The organism is Halorubrum sp. FL23 (assembly GCF_052439115.2).
Taxonomy (GTDB): Archaea; Halobacteriota; Halobacteria; order Halobacteriales; family Haloferacaceae; genus Halorubrum; species Halorubrum persicum.
The window spans coordinates 1-22,887 of record NZ_JBQVRO020000017.1; the positions used below are offsets into that span (position 1 = coordinate 1).

The following is a 22,887-nucleotide window of genomic DNA, read 5'->3' on the forward strand; positions in this document are numbered from 1 at the left end:
CTATCACCAACTACGAACGCGGAGACAATCCGGGGAGCACGATCATCACGGTGTGACAAGAGTTCTATGACACCCTCATGTTAACAAATACGACCATCACTGCCATCGAGGCGATGACGAGCGCGACGCCGAAGCCGGTCGCGCGTCGAACGCCGACCCGATCGGTCGCGATCGGTCGGTCGGAGGTCCGTCGCATCTTGCGGTCGCGGTCGCGCTCGTACACGTGATTGAACGTACCCGACGCCCCGATCGCGAGGACGCCGCCCCCGAGGGTCGCAACGACCGACACGCCGTCGAGTTCGGCGCCGGCCGCGACGGCTAGTCCCATTCCCGCCAGAGCGAGCAGGCACAACAGCCACATCAATCGGGGCTTCGTCAACTCGAGGTACGCCCGAACGCGGTCGCGGAATCGAGGTAACTCCGTTTCGGACACCGGAGACGGAGCGCCTTCTTCCGACATGGCCGGCGACACGCGGTCGCCTGTTCCGTTTGGAAAGCCGTCCTCAACCGGTTCCTTCGCGGTCGTCTCTACTCGAATCACGAGCGTCACGAGCAGGACGGAGAACACTGCGATCCCGCCCAACAGGTGGAGCCCGCCGTCGAAGGGTACTACGTCTGCTCGGCCTGCGAGCCCGATACCGGCCTGTGCAAAGTACGTGAGTAACACCGCGATTGTTCCGACACGGACACCGCGTGAGGCCATCGTTCGATGGGCGAGAAGCGCCGTGGCAGCAAGCAGGACGCCGACGGCCACCGCGGAGGCCTGGTGAACCGCGGCGACCACTGGGCCGGCGTCCGCGGCGGCGGTCGCTCCGAGTGCGACGAGTAGGTACGTCCCCACGACTGACCAGGTCAGCAGCGTCGTGAGGCGTGGTCGATCCATACCTCCGGTCCGGCTTCGGACCCTGCGTCGTTTCCGCCGAACATATTCGGAGGTACCCTCATGTCCGGTGCACGTCGGACGTACGATAATGGCTATCGACCACGCACAGGCGGACCTCTGCGGCTGCGTGCGGCCCACCGCCTGCGTCGATCGGAACGGCGGGCTGTATCTTGTCACCATCAGGCGGCTCGGTACCGACCGCGACGACTGGGTTCGGACCGGGGAGGTGAGCGAACGCCTCAACGTCGCGCCCTCGAGCGTGACGGAGATGTTCAAGCGACTCGCCGACGCTGGGATCCTCCGACACGAGAAGCAAACGGGAGTCGAACTCACCGATCACGGGAGGGAGGTCGCGTTGGAACTCGAAGCGCGTCAGTGCGCCGTCCGGACGTTCTTCCGCCGTCGAACGGGGTTCGACATGCCCCTCGAAGTGGGCTACCGAATCGGATACGTGCTTCCGGACGAGGCGATTGAACGCCTGCAAGTGCTCGTAGACGGAACGTCGAACACGTGCGCTGTGGGTGCATCAACTGGAGTCGAACGGTGTCCGTTCGCAGGCACGGAGTGTTGAAAACTACCGACGGGTACGTCCCCGAATACGTTCGGGGGAACACCCACCCTCTCGTCGATGCTTGAACAGATATGGCCGCCGAGCGAAACGAAACCGATCGACGTCTGGATGTCCGAGAAATCGATGGAGAACCGTTTGGAGACATCATGGCCGAGCTCGAAGCGCTCTCCGACGACGAGACGCTACTGTTGATCAACAGCTTCGAGCCGGAGCCGCTGTATCAGGTCCTCGAAGAACGCGGCTTCCAGTACGAAACGACGTCTGACGGGTCCGACGTGTGGTATATTGAGATCCGACACGAGTGACCTGATTTCGAGAAATCTGTCGATTCCCAACATGACCGCTTCAGAACCGGTACCCACGTGGACTCGATTCACTCCGAACATGTTCGTGTAAAGCTTATCCTTTGGCCAACAAGAAATGCATCCTGATGGTTGAACGTTCAGATACTGCACCGCTGTTCACCGCGACGCGTGGAACGAGTGATCACGAGACGTTCGAATTGGAAGACCACCTGGGTGACGGACCGACTGTGCTCGCGTTTTTCCCGGGCGCGTTCACGCCACCGTGTACGAATGAGATGGTCGCGCTTCAAGACAATCTCGAGGCCTTCCAAGAGGCCGGAGCGACGGTCTTCGGCGTGAGCGCCGATTCACCGTTCTCTCAGGGGGCCTTCCGCGACGAATATGGAATCGAATTCGATCTCGTTAGCGACATGAGCGGTGACGTGATCCAGCAGTACGATCTTGAGATCGATATCGAAGAGCTCGGACTGTACGGGATCGCGAATCGAGCAGTGTTCGTACTCGATGAGACGGGGACGGTGACGTATCGGTGGATCGCAGACGATCCAACAAATGAGCCGGATTACGAGGAGCTGCTCGAGGCCGTGAAGACGGTAACCGAGTAGAGCGATTCCACTACGACAGACAGATCCCTGCTCATGATCGCGTAGTTCTCCTTCCAAGGGTACTCTGTATTCGACTATGACCTCTGAACGGCATAACACTGAACCGCAGCGGAATCGTCGCGACAACGTATCTGATACTGAGATCGACGCCCGCCGCGTCCGGAGACGGTTACAACATCGTACGGCACGGATCGAACGCCGTGAGGTCGGCAAGGCGCTCTCCAAACTCGAGACGCAGGATGGCCTCACCGACGAACAACGGCAAACCGTCCGGCTGCTCGGGGGCACTCTCTCTCGGCGGCTAATTGCGAACTTTGAGTCACCACTGAACGAACGTACTCAAAACAAGCAAGCAACTGCCCGCGCTGTCGCACGACTGTTTAATCTCATTCCAGAAAGCCATTTTGACAATAAGTGCGAGCAGCCGTGATACGTTCATCTTCGTGTGGCCCGGGTGTGTTCATGGACCACGGCTCGAGAACCACTTCCGTTTGATTCCGTACTCACCATTCTTATTAAGTATTTAAGGCCCCGTATATGGTGGTAGATAGTCGTTTTAACCCCGATATTAGGGAATAGTATATATTATATATGTCACTAGGGCGCCTCTGCTGAGATGGGAAGCATCATGTCACAAGACCTCAGCAGGCGGAAGATGGTTGCAGCACTCGGGATCGGAGCGGTCGGCGCCGTGGCCGGCTGTATCGGCGCGCCGGTGAACGCGGAGACACCGCCATCGCAGGACGCGAACGAGGAAGTCGTCCCTGAACTGGACCCCGCACGCGAGGTCGATGTCAACCGGATTGCAGCGGACCCGACAGACGTGCCGGCCCCCGTCGACTGGGACGAGCCGCGCGAACACGACATCACCCTTCGCACGAAGGAAGCCGTCGCGGAAATCGAGCCCGGAGTCACGTTCAAGTACATGACGTTCGAGGGGCAGGTCCCCGGGCCGATGATCCGGGTCCGCCGGGGCGACACCGTAAACCTCCGATTCGAGGTGCCAGCCGACGACAACAGCGACATCCACAACGTCGACTTCCACGCCGTGTACGGTCCGGGCGGCGGAGCCGTCGACACAACGTTGGTACCCGGCGACGACGCCGCGGAACTGAGCTTCCGCGCCGCGTTCCCCGGTCTATTCACCTACCACTGCGCGGTGCCAGCGATGGACCACCACGTCAGCTCCGGCATGTTCGGCGCAATCCTCGTCGAGCCCGAAGAGGGACTGCCGGCGGTGGACCGCGAGCTCTACCTCGGCCAGCACGAGCTGTACACGACGGGTGACCTCGGCGAGAAGGGCCACCACGCCTTCGACCACGGCGCGATGCTCGCCGAGGATCCGACGTACGTCGTGTTCAACGGCGAACACCACGGCTTCACGAAGGATCGGCGCGGCGCGATCGGTGCTCGAGTCGGCGAGACCGTCCGCGTGTTCTTCGTGAACGGCGGCCCGAATCAGTCCAGCTCGTGGCACCCGATAGGGAACGTCTGGTCGCGGCTGTACCGCGACGGAGACCTCGTCTCCCCGCCCGGACGATACGTCGAGACCACGCCGGTCGCGTCTGGGACGGCAACGGTCGGCGAGATGGAGCTGCCGGTTCCGGGACCGATCAAGATCGTCGACCACGCGCTCTCGCGGGCCGGACGCCGCGGCGCGCTCGCGGTCGTCGACGTCGACGGCGAGCCGAACCCGGACGTGTACGACCCCGGAGCCGACGAGTAGGATCCGATAGTTCGCCAAATTCTGGTTCCAAGTAGCTTGTCCGGCGTCTTGATTTGGAAGGGCCGAACGGGGAGGATATTCGTTGGAGGAGTTGACGAGAGAAGACTTTTGATTCAGATACGCTGTCTTTGTCGGCGAACATGTTCGAACTAATCTCATTAAATGGGGTTTGCCCGGTCCCCTATTTGTACGAACTGGCTAGCGCGTACATGGTTGGTGACAAGGCTGGACGTTCCCGGAATGGTGTGGCACGGCGGCGAGTTCTCGCAGCTGTGGGTCTCACCGGTGCCGCGACACTCGCGGGCTGCGCCGGGAAGAGTATCGGCGCCCCGGTCGCTGCAAAAGAGCGGGAAGCCACCGAAAGAGCATCCGACGTGACTCATACGTCTCCGGATCTCGAACGATGGGTCGACGAGGTACCTCGCCCGGGCGTTATCGAGCCGAGCGGAACGAAAGATGGTCAGCCACATTACGAGGTGGAGATGGCCGAGATCGAACAGAAACTCCACCGTGACCTCCCACCGACGACCCTGTGGGGCTACGGCGGCCAGTTTCCCGGACCGACAATTGAGGCCGAGCAGGGTGAACCGATCTACGTTCGGTGGCAGAACCATCTGCCCGACGAACATCTGCTCCCGGAGGATCCGACGATCCACGGCGACATCATCCCGTATGACGAGCCGGGTGCCCGCGTCGTCCCGCACCTCCACGGTGGCAACGTCGAACACGAGAGTGACGGGAAACCGCAGGCGTGGTTCACCCGCGACTTCGAACAGACGGGCCCGGACTTCGAGAAGAAGGACTACTACTACGCGAACGACCAGCCGCCCGCAACCCTGTGGTACCACGACCACTCGCTCGGTATCACGCGGCTGAACGTCTACGCCGGCCTCGCGGGGTTCTATCTGCTTCGGAACGATCACGAGCGAGAGCTCGACCTCCCGACGGGCGACAACGAAATCCCACTCGTATTGCAGGACCGGAGTTTCAACGAGGACGGCTCGTTGTACTACCCGACGGACGTCCCGGCGACAGAAGGGGATGAAAACGATTCACATCCCGACCCAAGCATCGTCCCTCAGTTCTACGGCGACACGTCGACGGTCAACGGGAAGGCGTGGCCCCGACTGTCCGTCGATCCCGAACAGTACCGGTTCCGCCTACTCAACGGTGCCAACAGCCGATACTACAACCTCAAGTTGCTCGAATACGACGAGAAATCTGGCGAGACGGGCGATGCGGGGCCGCCGTTCGTCCAGATCGGGAACGACGGCGGGCTCCTCTCGGAACCGGTCGAGACCGCTGACCGCCTCGAACTCGGATCGAGTCAGCGCGCGGACGTCGTCGTCGACTTCAGCGAGTACGCGGGCGAGACCCTGCTCCTGCATAATAACGCCCCTGCGAAGTATCGCGGGACGAGCGGAATCGGGCCGGACGACGCCGAACCCCTCCCGGAGGTCATGCTCATCGACGTGGCAGCCGCGGAGAGCAAGCAGGAGCCCACGCAACTCCCAGACGAACTGACGCAGGTCCCCGATATTCCGATGGAGTCCGTCGACACCGAACGCTTCCTCACGCTCGCCCGACAAACGGACGAGTACGATCGGCCCCTCTACGCGCTCGGGACTCGCAACGAAAAGACCGGGTACGAACTCACGGACCCGGTCACCGAGACCCCGACGCTCGGCGACACCGAGATCTGGAGTCTCGCCAACTTCACGGGGATGTCCCACCCGATGCATCTCCACCTCGTTCACTTCCAGGTGTTGGGACGGCAGTCGGCCGCTGATTACGATCCCGCCGAAGACGACATCGATCTGGACGCGCTCGACGCCCCCGAGTCGTACGAACTCGGATGGAACGACGTGGTCACCGTCGACCCAGGTAATGTGGTGCACGTGATCGCACACTTCGGGGAGTTCAAGGGGCTGTTCTCCGATCAGACAGGCGATTACATGTGGCATTGTCACATGATCGAACACGAGGACCACGACATGATGCGACCGTTCAAGGTTCGATCGCCCGATGACGAGGGTGGAAGCGAGTAGTCGTCGACGGGGGCCGTTCTGACGGGAACATGTTCGTCCCAACCCTATTACCGCTCCGTGCCGCAGGTTGAGTCGCATGAATTTAGGCCAACCTAAAAATCATCGAGCGGGCAAATCGTCCATCGCCGGCGCCCGAGCGGCGGTCCGGACAAACGACCGCGGCGCCTGCCGAACGGGTGATCCGGTATGACGGCCGTTGACTTCGACGCGGAACGGACGTACGACGACGAGAAGTTCTCGACAGTCGAAGTATTTCGGAGCGAACGGGTGAAAGTCGTCTGCGGCTATTTCGAACCGGGACAGTTTATCCCGGTTCACGCTCCATCAAGTGACGTGGTGATCGATGTCCGTTCCGGCACCGGGCTCATCCGCGACGGGGATGCGGAACACCGCGTCGAACCAGGAGATGTCGTGACCGTCGGAGCGGACACCGACCGCGGTGTCAAGGCCGACGACGACTCGCGGCTCGAAGCGCTGCTCGTCACCGCTCCACCGCCGACCGACGCCGAACACGAACCGGTCCGCCGAGGACTCCGAACCGACGAATTCGATCCGACCGATACATGACGACGATACACACCCTCAACGAACTGAACGGACAGCCCCACGCCAACGTCTTCCCCGACGATGAACCGAAGACGATCAGACTCACTCTCGACGCGGGCGGCGAAGTCGCTCCTCACTCGCATCCCGACCGCAAAATCGTGTTCCATCTCATCGAGGGGACGATCGAGTTGGAAATCGACGGCGAGACACATGAGCTGTCGGCAGGCGACGTGGCTTGCTTCGACGGGGACCAAGAGATCGCTCCCCATGCCGTCGAGGATAGCACTGCACTAATCGTCTTGGCGTCTCGGTCAGACGAGTAGCCAGAGGAGAGTGGTACTGCCTCTGTACACGGGAGACTACCTCTGGTGAAACCTCGGTCTTCAGACGCACTATGGTAAGGAACTACCGGTCGCTGAAGACTGCAACCTTGGTCTCAGAGGGAAAATGCGTCGCGTCTGCCTCTAGATCGCCAAGGCAGAACGCTTGCTCCAGTATCTCAACTACATCTGATCCGTGATGCTATGGAACTTTGCCCGAGCAGAGACACCTAACTTCCGCTGAAATCTCCACTTTTCGAACTTATACTAGAGGCGCGACGAAGAACACTTTATTCCGCTGTCTGCGACTACTCCGGTGCTACAACATCTTCACACACTGGACACTCGGCCCACACGCCCTTGGTGCCGTCGTCCTTCTCATATTCAACAAGAATCCACGCCTCCGAGATGTCCTCACCACATTCCGGGCAATGACCGAGAGATGATTCGTCAGCGGTCATGGAAAGGGATGGAAGAGGCGTGTGACAGTGTTCCTTCCAAACAATTGTCAATCGGCCTTGAACGTAAGCCTTTGGCGGCTACTCGGGTCGAACGCACCGAATTTCTAGGGAATACAGATCACCAGTAGGATTAACTCACAACCACCAGAACTCTGGATCCCATGAGTGTCCGCACAGTACTTACACGGCTACTACTCGGTGACAAGACTGAGGTAGTCGTGGAGAGCCGCCAGTGCGGTGAGAATCTTTCATCGGGGGCAGATGAGTGTCCCACATGTGGGTCGGATGAAATAGAGCGCTTCCAGATTTGAGTAGACTACCGCGGTTGGGATACATCGGTTAATGTCGTCAATCAGGAGAAATGCGTCGGTGTTGCGCTGCTCGGCGCAAAAGCGGGGTTCAACGGACGCAAAAGCGGGGTGTACGCCGGGAGGGCCCTCCCGGCGGTCTGAATCTCGGCGTTGGCTGTGGCGAGAGACTGCCCGAGGAGACCGGGTGTGCGGTCGAGGATGTCGGTCGACCGCGAGAGCGCCGAGGTGGCGATTGACCTTATGTATACTCAGGTCCGTAATTAGGTCGAGATGCTACATAAGGTGACAGTACCAGAAGTCGGGAGATCCACGTTATACTGATGTGTGGAGCCACTTTGGCGGCGCGACCGACACCCGATGTCGACGCAGTCGGGCGTGTTCGATCCGATAGGTAAACCGCCAGCAACGTGTCTGACGCACCGAACTGTCAGGACGCCCGACGGGACGCGGTCAATCTTAACTACAATCCGGGCGGTGAAGTGACAATGTTGGTTAATCTGGGTCGCTCTTGTGTAGAGCTGCGGAAAGACGATTTTACATTTTGTACACCTGCCGCCGTCCAGCGATCTGAGTCCTAGTTGGCGTAGTTAATTCGCTGTGGGTACAACTCAACGGCCCCTTTCCGTGTTTCTACGTAGAAGCGCCGGATCTCGCTCAAGCGCAGCCGTTGACACAGTCCCAACTACGTCGGCAATACTTCTAGAGTCATACTCGATCATCATGGCGATCAGTTGCTCAAATACTTCCTCAGAAACGGTGAGACTGGTGTATCTGTCCGACGGCGTTACCAAATTGCGGCAAGTACGGATCAGCCTACGGTACGATGTTGACCTCAACTAGGGTTAAATCTCGGAAGTACGATTAGCCAATACAACGTGCTCCGTCGAAAAGTGGCGGTCAGTCTCTTACGTCCCATGTCCTAGTTCACACGCTCATAATATAGCGGCTTTCTATCGGATCAACACAGCAAATTATCGGTGTTTCTAGGTCTTCTATCCCGTTTCTAACAATGTGTTATATGACATTACGAGACCACAATATCTAACATCTAATTAGTCATTAGTTCATGACATGGTGGTACTCAGATGGATTTGAACAAGACTGACCAGCTGATTTTAGCAAAGCTCAGAGAGGGGCGATGTACCCCCCGATATTTAGCCGATGAACTCAACCGAAACCAGTCATACGTGAGTCAACGACTACGACATCTTCAGAATGAAGGACACGTTGATCGTGTACATCGAGGGTTGTACCGCAGTGCTGCCGTTGACTCATCTCATGTTTCAGCTGAAGATCTGGTTGAATCGTATGAGCCAGCGGAATTAGTGTCCTCAGTTACCAACTGTAGTCAGCACGATGCTACTACTAATGAAGTGTTCCCAAAGCCGTCATCACTCTCGATCGAATTCGGTACCGATGATGTCTCGACCGTAGTTTCACGTGTCTGTCAATCTGGAACGAGCGAAGAGCAACAAGTCTTGGAGTCCATCTTTCGCGATATCTTATGGACACTCATTCAGGATGGCCAGATAACGAGCAAGGAACTGCGCGCAAAAGTAAACCGTCTAACTGATATTGATGTCGTCGACCTTCGTGATATTCATCAATATATGACTAAAATAAAGAACCGACTTACAACCCACCCCCAGATTACTTTGAAACGTAACTCACCGTCGCAGAAGATAATCTATACTCGCGAATCACCTGTCCTCCGTATATAATGGCAGACCACGTTCAGAATGAAACTGACCGTGGTGAAAGAGACACTCAGCCCGATTAATGTAGACACCGTCAGGCCGAAGTTCCAGACAAACAACACGCCCGCCCCACACTAACCCACTCCTAAATACACTAGCACCCCCGGCCATCTCCCACACGACTCCTCACCCACGCCTGTCTCACTCTCGACGCAAAACTATTGGACGACTCTCTTCAGGCTCACTATCCACTGGCCGTTGAGGTACAAGAAGCGTGTCCCATACTCGCTCATCACCATCGAATCCCTCAAACTCGGAATCGCACTTCCGAGAGCGATATTATCGAGTTGCTGTTTCGACCCAGCGGGATGCGATCAGTTTCTCCTACCGATTTTCCCACTTCAGCGGTTCCTGGCGCGAAAATGGAAAACGACCCCCCGACTGTCGACGCAAAAATGACTCCCGAATGGAGCGCGACCCCCCGACTGTCGACGCAAAAATGACTCACGAATAGAGCGCGACCCCCCGACCCTCAATACAAGGCTAACACACGAGTAGAACGCAACCCCTCGACGAAGTATTCTCAGCAAGCCACACCAATACTGACTCTCTAGCTCTCAGCTATCGAAGACTAACTTGTGCCAGCGTCCTCACACCCCACACCTCTCAAGTCAGCCTCACTCCTTTCGCGATAGCTACCGGCTCGATCACCTCACTACTCTGTGCTTCCTACCACATTTAGTATGATTTTCACAGCCCAACTGACCCTGTAAATACCAGACAGCACCGGGATTGCGGTAGTCCGTATATAGTTTCGTAAATACCAGACGGCACCGGTATTCGGCAGGTGCGTATTAATTAGCAAGTCCCAATCGCACGACCACCTGGCATTTACCTATTTACCAGACGGCGGCATGATATGGCCGTCTTGTATATAGTCTCGTAAATACCAGACGGCACCGGTATTGCGGGGCTGTGTATTAATTCTCAGAACACGAGGTGCGATACGCGAACCACCAGCATAAATACCAGACGGTGGCGTGATACGGCCGTCTCGTATATAGTCTCGTAAATACCAGACAGCACGGCGATTGCGGCATTCTGTATATAGCCGGTGATCTTGATTCAAATTCCCCAGTAATACCAGATGGCGTTGCGATTGACACCTCCTCTATTAATTTAGGTATTCTATCTGTCTTTTCCTGTAAATACCAGATGGCGGCCGGATTCGAGGGGTTCGTATATAGAACACCACCCACAAAATCAGGCGTGTACGTTCAGCCATACGCTGAGAGTGCTTCAGAGAGTCTATAAAGGAATCTCTCGTCCCCGTGTACGTTCAGCCGAATTCACACAATTAGGGTTCAGGGCAGATGAAGTTCAGTAGATAGTCGCGTAGCGAACGAGTCAGGGCGGAGCCGGGTAACGGACGAGGGGAAACGAGGGAAACGGAAAGCGGACGAGGGGGAGACTATCAAGGATATGATAGTGGCTGGAACCCTGAGTGAGCGGCGCAGAGAGACGGGGGCACGAGGCGGTGAAGAGGAACCGACATCGGGGGAAGACACCAGCCGACAGTCGAAGCGACAGAGACGACAACGGAAGAGCCACCAGCGTCGACGGCGACAGGAGACATCGATCAACCCGAAGCGACGAACGACCCCAACCGGGATGACCGACGATCGGCACAACGAGAAAGCGAACCCGACGCTCGACGACGGACCACCAGCTGATCGACAACACCCCAGAGGCGATCCGCGACACTACCAACAAGACCACTCCGACGGCGACAACTCGACGAGCGGCGACAGGCGAGGACGGACCAGCAGGGACACCGACCAACGACGAGCGGCGGGGACAACCCGACGACCAGAAAGCGACACAACGACTTCGAACCACGACCGACATCGAAGACGGACCAACGAGGGCGCAGCGACGAGGGGGACCACCGAGACGACACGACACCCGACGACGAACAGCGGCGGCGGGGCGACGACAGGAGGTGGGGCCAGATCACGATGCGAGAGTGCGGGGTGGGGGCGCGGTCGACGACGTCGAGAGTCGCGGTCGCGATGTGAGCGGTGACGGTGGGTGTGCGGGAGACGCGATCGAGACCGCACCGAGCGCGAAGCGACGGTGGGGGGAGAGGGGCGACGACGGCAGCGAGGCAACGACACTGCGGGGCCGGCGAAGCGACGGGGACGGCGAAGACAACGGCGACGTCGACGAGGGGGCGGCGAGAGCGACTCGACGGTGGGGGTGGGGCGGCGACGAGCGACACGATCCAAAACCACCGCAGCGAGGAACAGCTATCGACGACCGTTCAGCAGAGCGCAGCAATCGGCGAGGAGACGAGAGAGGCGAGAAGGGGGAAGGGGAGATGGAGGGTGGAGCGAAAACTCGATCCCCCCAGATTGCCGTAGGCAGATCGTTCAGGACGGAGCCGACGTGGACGATCAGGGCGGGGCCAGATGGCGACTCGGGGGCGGGGAGTAGCCGGGGTCGGCAGAAGAGGAGGGAATCCCCAAAGAGTAGGTGGGAGCGAAGCGCAGTTGATGTCCCACAAAGACTCGCCCGGAAGGCGACTTACTACGTGGGAGCAAATCGAGTCGGTATGGGAGACCAAATTAGCGCGATGGTAGACGAGGATCTGAACAGCGTTCTCGAAGCGATGGCCGCCCACCATGACATCCCGAAGAGCAGAGTGATCGAACTGCTCCTCCGGGAGGGGGTCCACGCACGCGAGATGCGGTACCGCTACGAACAGATAGACGCGAAGCTCGATCACCTCATCGACAGCCTCAATGTGGGGTCGACCGCAACGGACGAAGTTAAGGACCGATTCGAAACAGTCAGCGAACGGTCGTTGCCCGCCGGCGTCGCTGGTGTGGAGTTAGCCGACAGCCCACTGCCGTACTTTCAGAGCGCCGGGAGCTATCCAGACCGATCGGACGAGGAGGCAGTTGTCCGGGACCAGGTCCTCGACGAACGGGATGCGGTCGGGGCAGGGGATGACGACGACTGATCGAGGGGGGGGGGGGCGATGAGCGATATAACAAGAACGAGTACTTCACACTGAAGCAGCTCGGCACCCACCACCATCTGATGGTGATCGGGAAGCCGAACACCTACACCACAGACGAGAGCGAGACGAACGTTTCAGTCGATCCCGAGGCACTCATCATCGTCGGCGAACCGACTCGAGAGAGGTGGGAGGCAGAAATGGCCGAGTTCACCCTCGACCAGATCGAAGCGTACGAGGACGGCACTGCGCCCCACTTCGACGAGGTCAACATTACTATGAGTACAACATCGACGAGCTTCGAGAATACGACGGAACCGTCGTCGACGGGCTGACCGAAACCGACGCCGAAGCTGCTACCCCAGACCCCGGCAGTCCAGACGACGAATCGCCGACTCCCGAGAGGGACTGTCTCCCGGTAGCTGTGACTTCTCTGTAGTGCGCTACAAGAATGTTAGCTAGCGTGTATCGCGTCTGGTGGGCGGTGATCGGTCTGTGGAGTCTGTTTTTATTTCTCGATTTGGGTGAGGTGAACAGTCAAAAGGGAAGCACCGCACGGGAGAGAGCTCCCACAGAGCCGTCTCGATTTTTAACCAGTTTGCCGCTCGCGTCATAGTGTGGACACACACTGCCGGCAGGGTCCAGACGACCAGCCACGCGAGCGGCCATTCAACATCAACTAATGCGACCAGAACATCTTGAACAATCAGTCTTCGACCGTTGGGGCCAGCAATGCGTGGTCTGCGGTCGAACCGTAGAAGAGTGGCTTGAAACTAACTCCGGAGCGCGCAACCAGGACAAACTCTCTTTTCACCACGTCAACGGCGACGATACGGATCAGCGTGTCGAGAACGTGATCCCGCTGTGTCAGAGCTGTCACGTCCACATCCACAAGGTGGACGAGCCACCCTACCGGATATGGCATCGACAGCTCCCGATCGAACACCGTCATGCATGGAACGAGTACCACCACGAATACTACGAGGGGCCACGCCTGACTCGTGAAGAAGCTGTGAACCAGTTCGGCGACGATGGGGGCGTCCCAGTGAGTGTAAAGTATCTCGTTCATGAACGCGAGGGCTTCGACCCTGATGAGTTTGAAGCACCTGATATCGACTTGCTTCCCGACGATCATGCTGACGATGATTGTGACGAGTCCGCCCAAGACGACGATGGCGGCGACTGTGACGACGACGGCACCGCCACGTCGTAGCGGCTGATCTTAGCGGTTATTTTTCACGGTAAAGGGTCTCTGCGCCCACTAGAGTCGACTTTTAGAAAAGTGTTAAACTTCTTATATGGTTAGGGATAACCTCAAACTAAGTATGCCCTAGTAGCGTGGAGAAACCACCTGTCGCATGCGGCAGGTAGAGGTGAGTCAAGGGTTACAACCCATGTAGGTCGCCTAAGAAGCGATCAGGCCGTCACCGTGGTCGAGCCACTCACTCCAGTTGGGAAGTAGTGGCTTGGGCGTCGGTCGGCTGACAACGGCATCTGAAGTACATGATTCACTCGGTACTACCGACTGCGAGGCTCCGAGGCGGATGTTGACGGGGAACTCCCGTCTATAGTGAGCAACACTGTAGCTACCCCCCTCCTCCAGCCGACAGGCTGTCGATTGCGCTTTACTGCTCTTACTGGCTACGGGAGCACCCCCGCCGGGATTACAGGTCCTGTGTTGAGATCTATTGGTTTAGGAGAATGGTGAGCACGCTCTCGTTCAGATCTGTTCAGTAGTCACAGCTGACAAGTGGACAACTGGTGAACCGTATCCGGTCGGAGAGAACAGGGGTTGGAGCCTGCTTGGGTGGGTCGCTGCGAGACGAGCCGTTTGTAACTCTCGAGTGGGGTGAGGTGGGAATAACAGGGGTGACTCAGCCACAGCCCAGCACACGATGGTGCTGACGTGGTCGCCCGCCGTTCCCGCCTTGACCACATGAACGGACGTTACAACATACTACTGCCACGTTGTTTCGACGTTCAACTGCGTCTCGCTGGCTCCCATGGAGGCAGCGATGACTAGTCCCCGCCGACGCATACGGGAACGGACGGCTCGCGAAGCACTCGATATACATCTCGCACACGCACAAGCAATCATGCGGTGTGAGTCGACTGTCGTCCGTGCGCATCTTGAGGCAGCACGTGAGCAGTGTCAACGCCTTCCACCGACACCGATTGTTGAGTGTCCCGTCTGCGGAGCGGCCGGTCTACCAGAACGGATCGCCGACCACGGCTGTCCCGTGGAAACTCACAACGACTGAATTCCCCTGACCTCTCACGTTCTTACAACACAATCTATGGATAAGCAGGAACGAATATTTCGGTCTAACGCCACCGATGAGGGCTTCGACATCTTCCACGGCCGTGAGTACATCTCCTTCCGCACAGATAGCCACCTCGCGCCAAATTCAACAGTAGTTGAACAGCATCTCAAGGGAAAAGAAGCCGTCATCCTCGCGTACAACGAAGCCAATAATGAGGTCGCACTCATCCCGCTATCAGCAGATTACGATCGGGGTGATGTCTACTCGCTCAAACGCAGCGATGGGAGTACGGTAATCGCCGCAACGGGATTCTTCAAAGAACACGATCTCTCCGTGGACCAAACTATTCGGTATTCACCGGAATGGAACGGCGACATCGGCGGCGATAACGTCCCTGGTGGGTTGGTTATCGACCTCGATGAAGACGGAGAGATCTACGCGGCTGCCCACCATCAACATCTACTGACGAGACCTAGCACGGCTACACACCTAACTAGGCTCCCACACAAACACGATAGATCGCCGGACTGGCTCTGTCCGTAGACAGTCGACGTGCGCTCCGAGACCAGCTATTCTTTTTGCGTCGTTCGTCCCGTCTCTAGATCGACCCGACATCAGCCATCGTAACACAGCCCAGTATTCTAACCCCCCTCTGCGGATACTTAGTCTAGGAAACGAACCAGCGACACATCAGCGTTGAATTGGAGACGAACTGGGAATACATCACCGTAGAACTGGAGACGAACTACCGGCACATCAGCGTTGAATTGGAAACAAACTGGCGACACAACAGCGTGGAACTAGAGACGAATTAGCATCAAATCCCCGTCCTAACAGCTCCAAGCCAAGACTTTCAGAAAGCAAAGGTGTAGATCGGTACTCAATAGAAAACCTGCTTCCAGCAACCACAGTTCTTGCCCATTATTGCTACCGCCACCAAGCGTTCTATCATATCCTATATGGTTTTGGGGGAAATTTGAGGCTATAATTACAAGACGGCAGCGGGATTAGTGGGGGTGCTTCATGAAGTGCGTAATGACAAGACGGCGGCGGAGTTAGTGGGGTGCTTCATGAACCAATCCTGAATCGATCAAGTACCGATTGGCCTACCGTAATGACAAGAAGGCGGCGAGATTAGTGGGGTGCTTCATGAAGTACGTAATGACAAGACGGCGGCGGGATTGGTGCGGTATTTCATGAAGTAATTCTAAATCCATCAAGTAGCGATCGACCTACCGTAATGACAAGACAGCGGCGGGGTTGGTGGGGTGCTTCATGAAGTGCGTAATGACAGGAAGGCGGCCAGATTGCGGGGGTGCTTCATGAACTGGATTTGAACCCACCAACCACCGACAAATATCCTATAATGACAAGAAGGCGGCGGGATTGGGGGTATGATTCATTAATTTCATATCTATATTGGCAGGTCATCTAATGACAGGAAGGCGGCGAGATTGCGGGGGGTGCTTCATGAAACCGCTACCAACCAAATCGGGCGTCGTTGTTCAGCCATAACCAGAGATAGCTTTAGAGGCCCTATGGAGCAATCTCCTACCCCCGTCGCAGTTCAGCCGAATTCACACAATTAGGGTTCAGGGGAGATGAAGTTCAGTGGATAGTCGCGTAGCGAACGATTCGGGCCGGAGCCAAGAAACAGGCGGGGGAAAGTGGGGGAGACGGGAGGCGGACGAGGAGGAGACTATCAAGGATATGATAGTGGATGGAACCCTGAGTGAGCGGCGCAGGGGACAGCGGATGCGAGGCGATGAACAGGGACCGACGACAGGCGAGTAACGACCAGGGACGACGGAACACTACAACGTCGACGGCGACGCGAGACAACCGACCACTCGAAACGACGACCGAACCCGACGAGACTGACCGACGATCGATACACCGAGAACGCGGACCCGACGGTCGACGACGGACCACCAGCTGATCGATAGCACCCCAGGGGCAATTGACGACACCAACACCGAAACTGGCCCGGCGGCACCAATCCGACGAGCGACGACGAGGACTGGCCCGGAGAGGACACGGATCAACGACGACCGGCGGCGACCAGCAGAGACCAGACCGACGACCAGGAAGCAACACAGCGACCTCGACCACCATCAAGAACGGACCACCGAGCGCGCGACAACATTGAGGGACCGCCGAGACGACACGACACCCGATGACGAACAGCGGCGGCGTGGCGACGACAGGAGGGAAGGGCAGATCACGATGCGAGAGTGCGGGGTGGGGCGCGGTCGACGACATCGAGAATCGCGGTCGCGATGTGAGCGGTGTGGGGTGGGTGGGCGGGGAGACGCGACCGTGACCGTACCAGATGTGACGCGACGGTGGGGGTGGGAAGGCGACAACAGCGAGACAGCGATACTACGGGAGCGGCGAAGCGACGGGGACGGCGAAGGAAATGACGACATCGCGGACCTCAAATTAGAGTGCTGTAGTTGTCTTTTAGGGTTAACAAGAAGTTAGTGTTATACTCTCTTTATATACTTCGTGCTGTGGTCTGCTGAGATCCCGAGTATATGGTCTCGGTCGGATCGTCTCTCGTCCTTTTGGGACCTCACTCCAAACTGGGGGTCCCCGTGTGTGGACTACAGAACCACGGCTGCGGGAGATAGTCAGGAGCGTCGAAACTCTGGAGATTTGGAGCGGAAACGTGGGGTGGGGTTGTCCGCCCGTCCGATCACGATACGCCTATCTCAGACAGAAGCGTCCATGACCTCCGCCAGTTCGCGGTCAATCTGCTCGACCTGCTGGGTCAGCCGTGAGACCATCTCCGTTTGGCTCTCGTTTTCGTCCGCGATCTCCGCGATTTCCTCATTCACGACGAACGCTCGTTCGGAGACGTCGTCGACGGCACTCGATATCTCTTCGGCCACGCTTGCCTGCTCGTCTGTTGCGGCCGCGATCTCGCTGATCCCGCTTTCGGTCTGTTCGACCGCCGTTAGGATCTGTTTCTGGTTCTCGAGGACGCCTTGGATGTCGTCTCTCGCAGACTGGATCTCGTCGTTGGCTGCTTCGACCTCTTCGGTCGTTTTGGAGGCCTTCGCCTTGATCCTCGCGACGATGTCTTCGATCTCGTCGGCTTGGTCCTGCGAGCGATTCGCGAGGTTCTTCACCTCGTCGGCGACGACCGCGAAGCCGTCACTGTCGCTGCGTGCTGCTTCGATGTTAGCGTTCAACGCGAGCATGTTCGTCTGTTCGGCGATATCGTTGATCACGCCGACAAGCTCTTCGACTTCTTCGATCTCGTCTCTGAGGTCCGCGACGTCGTCTGCGACGGAAGCCGACTTTTCGGCTGTGTCGTCTACCTGGTCGATGACCTCACCCGCGGTGTCGACGGACTCTTCGGCGAGGGTTCTCGACTCCGCGCTTTGGTTGCTGACCTCTTCGGCGCTGGACGCAATCTCCTCGACGGTCGCGCTGAATCCGGAGACATCGCCTTGGGTACTTTCGAGTTCGGCTGCTTGCTCGTCGACGAGCTGAGTGATCTCGTTTGAGCGATTCGCGACTTCGGTCGTTGACTCGCCCAACTGTTCCATGGATGTCTCGACATTGTCCGAGAGCTCTTCCTGGAGGTCGGTGAGTGTCTCCCGCTGTTCGACGACGGTGGTGACGTCGAAGAGCAGCTCGACAGCCCCAACGACCTCGCCAGTGGGTGTCTGGATCGGAGTCCCAATCGCGCGGGCGTGTGCTTTCGTGCCGTCTGGTCGTTCGGCAGATCGGAACTTCTCTTCGCGGATGGGTGTTCCCGTGCGGACGACTTCTTCAGCGAGGGTCTCGTCTTCGCCCTCGGTGCCGAACACGTCGTATGCGTTCATCCCGACGGCTTCGCTTGCGGGGAGGCCGAGGAGATCAGCCGTTGCCCTGTTCCACTGCGTGATGTCGCCGGCGTCGTCGACGACAAACGCCGCTTCAGGAAGGTCTGCGATGAATTGCTCGAAGGTGTGCCGCCAGAAATCTCCGCCAGATTCGGCACTACTCTCTTGGAGCTGGTCGTTGTCCGTGGCTGCGGCCATACCTGGAGGCGTCATTCGGGGTTCATGTGGGTTTCGTCCGTGTTACTACATTTGATAGACTTGTCAAATTCGAATGAATTAAAATGATATAGTCGGCTTTGTTGAAATCCCATTCTTCAGACATATTCTCATCTTAAACAGGCGGTCGCTGAAGAGTGCGAATTCAGCTATAGGCCATACTAACAGGACCTAGCGTCTGATCATCATCTAAGTGTACTATTCCCTGCTTCAGTACAACAAGCCTCGTCTGAAACTGCTGTTATTGTAACGAACCCCGTATCAATACACTACTGACCAGAGTGCGAAATATGTACCCTGCGTTGACCGCAACTAGGTCAGGATATGTCTCCTGTAGAGGGTTTCAACAGAGCCATATGGGCAGTACCCAAAAAAATACAGTTCTGCGAAACATGTAATATCAGTTAGCGACACAAGTGATGTAATGCCTGTCCCCGTCGATGATCTCATTACTGACGAGCCCTTTCCGGTCAATCCAGAATCGGTCGAGTATGAGGTTCTCAGTTTCCTTGTAACAGCCCACGAGTACGGCTTCACACCACAAGAAATCGCAGCTCAAACAGGCCACAGCAAAGCAACTGTATCAGACACGGTGGCTCAACTTGTCGAGAACGGACTCATCAAACAGACAGAGAGCGTTTATTATATCGAGCCATGGCGAGTTGATAAGTTAACGAATCGACTGAGATCGCTTGACGCAGCTGTCAAACTCTTCGAAGGGCCGTGTTGAATCGCTGTAAGGCGGAGAGATTCACTGTTTGACGAAGCGTTTGATGTTATAGACGACACACATCAGCGCGATCTCGCGGAACTCACGGAACCATGACCGCGCTCGCACGGCGAAGCCGAGCGAGCGCTTCACAGCCGAGTTCACAGTTTCGGTCATAGAGCGCTGATTGTAGCGATTATCGTCGATTCTGGCGTTGTGTGCGTGGTCGTACGGTGCGAAGATGCGGTGCTTGATCAGCGGTCTGATCCCGAGATCGCGTAATCCTTCGCGGAGCGATTGCTTGTCGTAGCCTTTATCGGCCGCGAGAGACCGCAGATCGCCCGCATTCCGGCAGGCGATCTGCTCAGCAAGATCGGCGTCACTTCCCTCCCGGTTCGTTGAACAATGAACGTCAAGGACGGCTTGCGACGCTGTGTCGACGAGTTTCGTGACTTTGAGCTTCTGAACGCGGTAGCTGATTCGCTGGCAGTAGTGGCGGCTCGCTGGTGAGCGGTCGTAGAACGTGGCGTCGATCGCGGCGTGTTCAGAGAGATCGTGCAGCTGCGCCGACTGGCGCAGCAGCACTCGGCAGACGCTCATACTGATCCGGTCGAACGCCTTACACAACGTGGACGGCGCGGGGAGATCGGCCGCGTTGAGGCCGATCTCTCCGGTTATTTGTGGCATCTCTTTGAGCAGGTCGATCGTCATGCGGTACGACGTATCGAGGTAAATTCGCAGACAGTGGAGGGAAACGAGTGCGTAGTCGGCGAATCCAGTAGTGACCAGTTTGTGGCTATGTTGGATACCTATCAGATTAATAGATTGTTCCCTGGTTTACCCACCTCGAAGTCGGCCTCGCGGAGCGCGTGTAGTGTTTCGAGACCGGTGAGCCGAAATCTTCCGGGGTCGCCGAGGTGATAGGGAAGTTCACGATTGAGCGCGACCCAGAAGTTGAAGAATAGTTGTGCAGCTCCGAAGTAGACCGTTCGGGTCAACCGGTCCGAAGAGCGGCACTGCCCCTGAAAGGTATGTTTGAGTTGGCGGATAGCCGTCTCTATCTTCCACCGGTGGCGATACTGGTAGCCAAGCCCGTCGAGGTCCCGCTCGTCGACGTCCATATCTGTAATCCAGACGGTGTGTGTATCGCTTTCACCGGTCCCCTCATCAGCATCCAAGTAATCTGGTGTATCTTTTGGGGCGGGCATATCGCCGCCGAAGTCGTCGAGTTGATTTTGTACAGGGCCGTCGGGAGCCGACCCTTCTGAGACGGTGCTATCGCCCCCACCCTCTCTTTTGCTTGTATCGCGATAGCGAGTGAGTTTTGTTTCCGGTGTGATTTCTTCGTAACCGACTTCCTCCTCGTGAATCGGACAGATAATGGCGTTAAACGTCTGATACGAAGCATTAAACTTGGTGAATGTGATATCGCTCACCTTATCTGACTCTCCAGGGGGTGCACTCGCAGCCATCTTGGTGTATAGTTCCGCCTCTGGGGCCTGTATCATCCAGTTCAACCCATGTTCTCGGCACGTTGTGACGACATCAGCTTGGAACAACTGGCTGTCCATGTAGATCCTGCCGAAGTCAGGGTCAGCGTTTTGACGAACCTGGCGGAGCATCCGATTCAGTGCTTCAGCCTTCTCGCTTCGCTCTTTGATGGGGGTTGCACCTAAAATATAATTCTGACCGGGTGAGACGGTCGACAGAACAGCATAGTGCCAGAATTCTGTTGTGTTATCCTTTTTGACTGACCCCGTCACCCATTTGTTTTCTTCTCCATACCAGCCAACAGTCGTAAGGTCATAGGCCAAGTGGATTGGTCCCGACGGGGCGAGTGTCTCTCGCTCAAGTAGGCGACAGGTAGCTTCAATAAACTTCTCTTCGATGTCTTCTACTTCTGGCTTTCCGTCTTCGGGCTTTTCTGAATCCCCAGAGGTTGGGATGTACTCCGAGAGAGTCGAGGCCGAGGGGGTATCCCTATCAGACTGCCAGGCGAGAAGTTCTGCCCCGTTCTTCGCGGCGCACTGCTCGATGGCAAGGTGTGCTAACAGTCGGTAGATGTCCCCGATTGAATACTGGTAGTTGGGAGCCGATCGGTCGCGATCGAACCGGAGAGAGGGAGCAACCAGTGCCATGTACTCGGCGACGACCCGGCTTGCCTCGGTTATTTTTTGATCCATACCGACCGTCCATTCCTCGCCATTCTCGAGGTAGTAGGCGCGCGGCTTCGACGGGTACGGGGGGGCGCGATCGAACGAGCGTCCTCGGGGGGTCAGTGAGTAGAGCGCGGCGTTGCGACTATACTCAGCGGCCTCAGACAGAAAGTCAGCGTCGAACTCGCTGATGGCGGCCGAAAGTGTCGAGTAGTTGGTGCCATCACCGGGAAAGAAGCCGGCTTCACGAGCGACCGGACCCCCCTTCTCCAAGATTTCCTCAAGTTCACGATACCCCCCGACGAACTTTTTCAGAATACCGGCACGATACATCCGTTGGGTCCGGCGGTCGAGAGCGTTCCAGTCGTCGATCTCGTCACACTGAGGGGCTATTCGTAGCTCGAAATGCCGGAGGGCCCAAAGCATCTTTTTGATCTCTTCGTCGTACTCTGTGTTACCACCGAGCTCCACGATCTGGTTTTTTTCCTCCCACTGGTCGACATCGTAGGTGGGGGGTGGAGTATACGCAGCAAAGGGGTCAAGAGATGGATCGACGCCATTGGGATATTGAGGGGGGTCATAACGGTAGAGATCGTCACGTTCGAAGCCCATCAGCAGGTGTCTCTCACCGGGGGTATTAGCCTATTCGACTGGTGGGGTAGTGTTCAGGCAAGCTGGTTCCATGCGAAGGCTTGAAGCCAATTTGAGGGAATCTGCTTCGGCGTGGCTAAAACGGTTTGAGAATTAGTTAGTTTGTCGTTTTCATTTATAATTGATACGTTTGGCGCCATTCCGATTCCCAGGTATAACGTGTTGGAATCGGAGCCCGTGACGGAGACAGGCGGAGTGAAGCCAAGATGCGCCATCAACGAGAAAGATCGCATCGTCGACGTGATGTTCTCGCGGAGCTCGGAGAGAAACATCGAAGAGATCGCAAAATTTCTCGTTGGAGAGAGCTTGACGTGTAGCAAACGGTTCGTTGCGAGATCGACGACAGCGTACAGCCAGAATCGTTCGTCGTTGAGCTGGATCACTGTTTCATCGATCGCAACGTGATCCGGGGCAGCACCCCCACGCGGCTGTAGATCGGCTTTCTGAACCCAGTTATGGACGGTGGTTCGAAACCAATCGATCCCCAAATTATCAATAATTAAAAATGTATTTAAAAGAGAAGGTTTAATGGAGTCGGATACCTAGCTTCATCGCCGGCG

18 protein-coding genes and 2 pseudogenes are annotated in these 22,887 nt (G+C 57.1%); 14 read left to right on the forward strand and 6 right to left on the reverse strand.

Annotated elements, in window-relative coordinates:
* Positions 1–64 precede the first annotated feature (64 nt).
* Positions 65–883, reverse strand: a complete 819-nt coding sequence (locus ACT4MF_RS15835; RefSeq protein WP_444683468.1) for a UbiA family prenyltransferase — start codon at positions 881–883, stop codon at positions 65–67.
* Between the two features lie 88 nt (positions 884–971).
* Here ACT4MF_RS15835 and ACT4MF_RS15840 point away from each other — a divergent pair, with 88 nt between their 5' ends.
* From ACT4MF_RS15840 to ACT4MF_RS15875, 8 genes are all read left to right on the forward strand, one after another.
* Complete coding sequence (locus tag ACT4MF_RS15840; RefSeq protein WP_444683467.1) at positions 972–1,454, forward strand: metal-dependent transcriptional regulator; 483 nt, start codon at positions 972–974, stop codon at positions 1,452–1,454.
* A gap of 71 nt (positions 1,455–1,525) precedes the next feature.
* Positions 1,526–1,759: a DUF2249 domain-containing protein gene (locus ACT4MF_RS15845; protein ID WP_444683466.1), complete on the forward strand. Its 234-nt coding sequence runs from the start codon at positions 1,526–1,528 to the stop codon at positions 1,757–1,759.
* A 125-nt stretch (positions 1,760–1,884) separates the two neighbouring features.
* On the forward strand, positions 1,885–2,364 hold the full coding sequence (locus tag ACT4MF_RS15850) for a redoxin domain-containing protein (RefSeq protein ID WP_444683465.1): 480 nt from the start codon (positions 1,885–1,887) through the stop codon (positions 2,362–2,364).
* Between the two features lie 76 nt (positions 2,365–2,440).
* Positions 2,441–2,794, forward strand: a complete 354-nt coding sequence (locus ACT4MF_RS15855) for a glutamyl-tRNA reductase (protein WP_444683464.1) — start codon at positions 2,441–2,443, stop codon at positions 2,792–2,794.
* Positions 2,795–3,019: 225 nt separating this feature from the next.
* Positions 3,020–4,090: a copper-containing nitrite reductase gene (gene nirK, locus ACT4MF_RS15860; RefSeq protein WP_444683463.1), complete on the forward strand. Its 1,071-nt coding sequence runs from the start codon at positions 3,020–3,022 to the stop codon at positions 4,088–4,090.
* A gap of 209 nt (positions 4,091–4,299) precedes the next feature.
* Positions 4,300–6,138 carry a multicopper oxidase family protein gene (locus ACT4MF_RS15865; RefSeq protein WP_444683462.1) on the forward strand — a complete coding sequence of 613 codons (1,839 nt, stop codon included), beginning with the start codon at positions 4,300–4,302 and terminating at the stop codon, positions 6,136–6,138.
* 186 nt (positions 6,139–6,324) lie between these two features.
* Entirely contained in the window at positions 6,325–6,705 is a 381-nt protein-coding gene (locus tag ACT4MF_RS15870; protein ID WP_444683461.1) for a cupin domain-containing protein, read from the forward strand.
* Positions 6,702–7,007, forward strand: coding sequence for a cupin domain-containing protein (locus ACT4MF_RS15875; protein WP_444683460.1), 306 nt, complete (start codon positions 6,702–6,704; stop codon positions 7,005–7,007). The genes ACT4MF_RS15870 and ACT4MF_RS15875 overlap by 4 nt, the downstream gene beginning before the upstream one ends.
* A gap of 305 nt (positions 7,008–7,312) precedes the next feature.
* Here the strand turns inward: ACT4MF_RS15875 and ACT4MF_RS15880 are convergent, their stop codons facing one another.
* Positions 7,313–7,465, reverse strand: coding sequence for a DUF7837 family putative zinc-binding protein (locus ACT4MF_RS15880; protein ID WP_186313447.1), 153 nt, complete (start codon positions 7,463–7,465; stop codon positions 7,313–7,315).
* Positions 7,466–8,861: 1,396 nt separating this feature from the next.
* Here ACT4MF_RS15880 and ACT4MF_RS15885 point away from each other — a divergent pair.
* The 5 genes from ACT4MF_RS15885 to ACT4MF_RS15905 all read left to right on the forward strand — a co-directional run bounded on the left by ACT4MF_RS15885 (position 8,862) and on the right by ACT4MF_RS15905 (position 15,302).
* Positions 8,862–9,497, forward strand: a complete 636-nt coding sequence (locus tag ACT4MF_RS15885; protein ID WP_342765018.1) for a helix-turn-helix domain-containing protein — start codon at positions 8,862–8,864, stop codon at positions 9,495–9,497.
* Between the two features lie 2,611 nt (positions 9,498–12,108).
* On the forward strand, positions 12,109–12,498 hold the full coding sequence (locus ACT4MF_RS15890) for a hypothetical protein (RefSeq protein WP_444683459.1): 390 nt from the start codon (positions 12,109–12,111) through the stop codon (positions 12,496–12,498).
* Positions 12,499–12,578: 80 nt separating this feature from the next.
* Positions 12,579–12,830, forward strand: a complete 252-nt coding sequence (locus tag ACT4MF_RS15895; RefSeq protein WP_137703760.1) for a hypothetical protein — start codon at positions 12,579–12,581, stop codon at positions 12,828–12,830.
* A gap of 347 nt (positions 12,831–13,177) precedes the next feature.
* Positions 13,178–13,708 carry an HNH endonuclease gene (locus tag ACT4MF_RS15900; RefSeq protein WP_137703761.1) on the forward strand — a complete coding sequence of 177 codons (531 nt, stop codon included), beginning with the start codon at positions 13,178–13,180 and terminating at the stop codon, positions 13,706–13,708.
* Between the two features lie 1,084 nt (positions 13,709–14,792).
* The gene (locus ACT4MF_RS15905) at positions 14,793–15,302 is read left to right on the forward strand and encodes a hypothetical protein (protein ID WP_137703762.1); all 510 of its coding nucleotides are present in this window, start codon (positions 14,793–14,795) and stop codon (positions 15,300–15,302) included.
* A gap of 2,171 nt (positions 15,303–17,473) precedes the next feature.
* Here the strand turns inward: ACT4MF_RS15905 and ACT4MF_RS15910 are convergent.
* A complete protein-coding gene (locus ACT4MF_RS15910; RefSeq protein WP_444683458.1) occupies positions 17,474–18,793 on the reverse strand; it encodes a methyl-accepting chemotaxis protein in 1,320 nt (439 codons plus the stop codon).
* Positions 18,794–19,235: 442 nt separating this feature from the next.
* On the opposite strand from ACT4MF_RS15910, the gene ACT4MF_RS15915 reads away from it, so the two are divergent.
* Positions 19,236–19,541: a MarR family transcriptional regulator gene (locus ACT4MF_RS15915; protein WP_444683457.1), complete on the forward strand. Its 306-nt coding sequence runs from the start codon at positions 19,236–19,238 to the stop codon at positions 19,539–19,541.
* Between the two features lie 21 nt (positions 19,542–19,562).
* On the opposite strand, the pseudogene ACT4MF_RS15920 reads toward ACT4MF_RS15915, so the two are convergent.
* From ACT4MF_RS15920 to ACT4MF_RS15930, 3 genes and pseudogenes are all read right to left on the reverse strand, one after another.
* Positions 19,563–20,297, reverse strand: a pseudogene (locus tag ACT4MF_RS15920) (IS5 family transposase); the annotation flags it as partial.
* A 35-nt stretch (positions 20,298–20,332) separates the two neighbouring features.
* Positions 20,333–22,288, reverse strand: a complete 1,956-nt coding sequence (locus ACT4MF_RS15925; RefSeq protein WP_444683456.1) for a transposase — start codon at positions 22,286–22,288, stop codon at positions 20,333–20,335.
* A 53-nt stretch (positions 22,289–22,341) separates the two neighbouring features.
* Positions 22,342–22,885: pseudogene (locus ACT4MF_RS15930) on the reverse strand (IS6 family transposase); the annotation flags it as partial.
* Between the last annotated feature and the right edge of the window lie 2 nt (positions 22,886–22,887).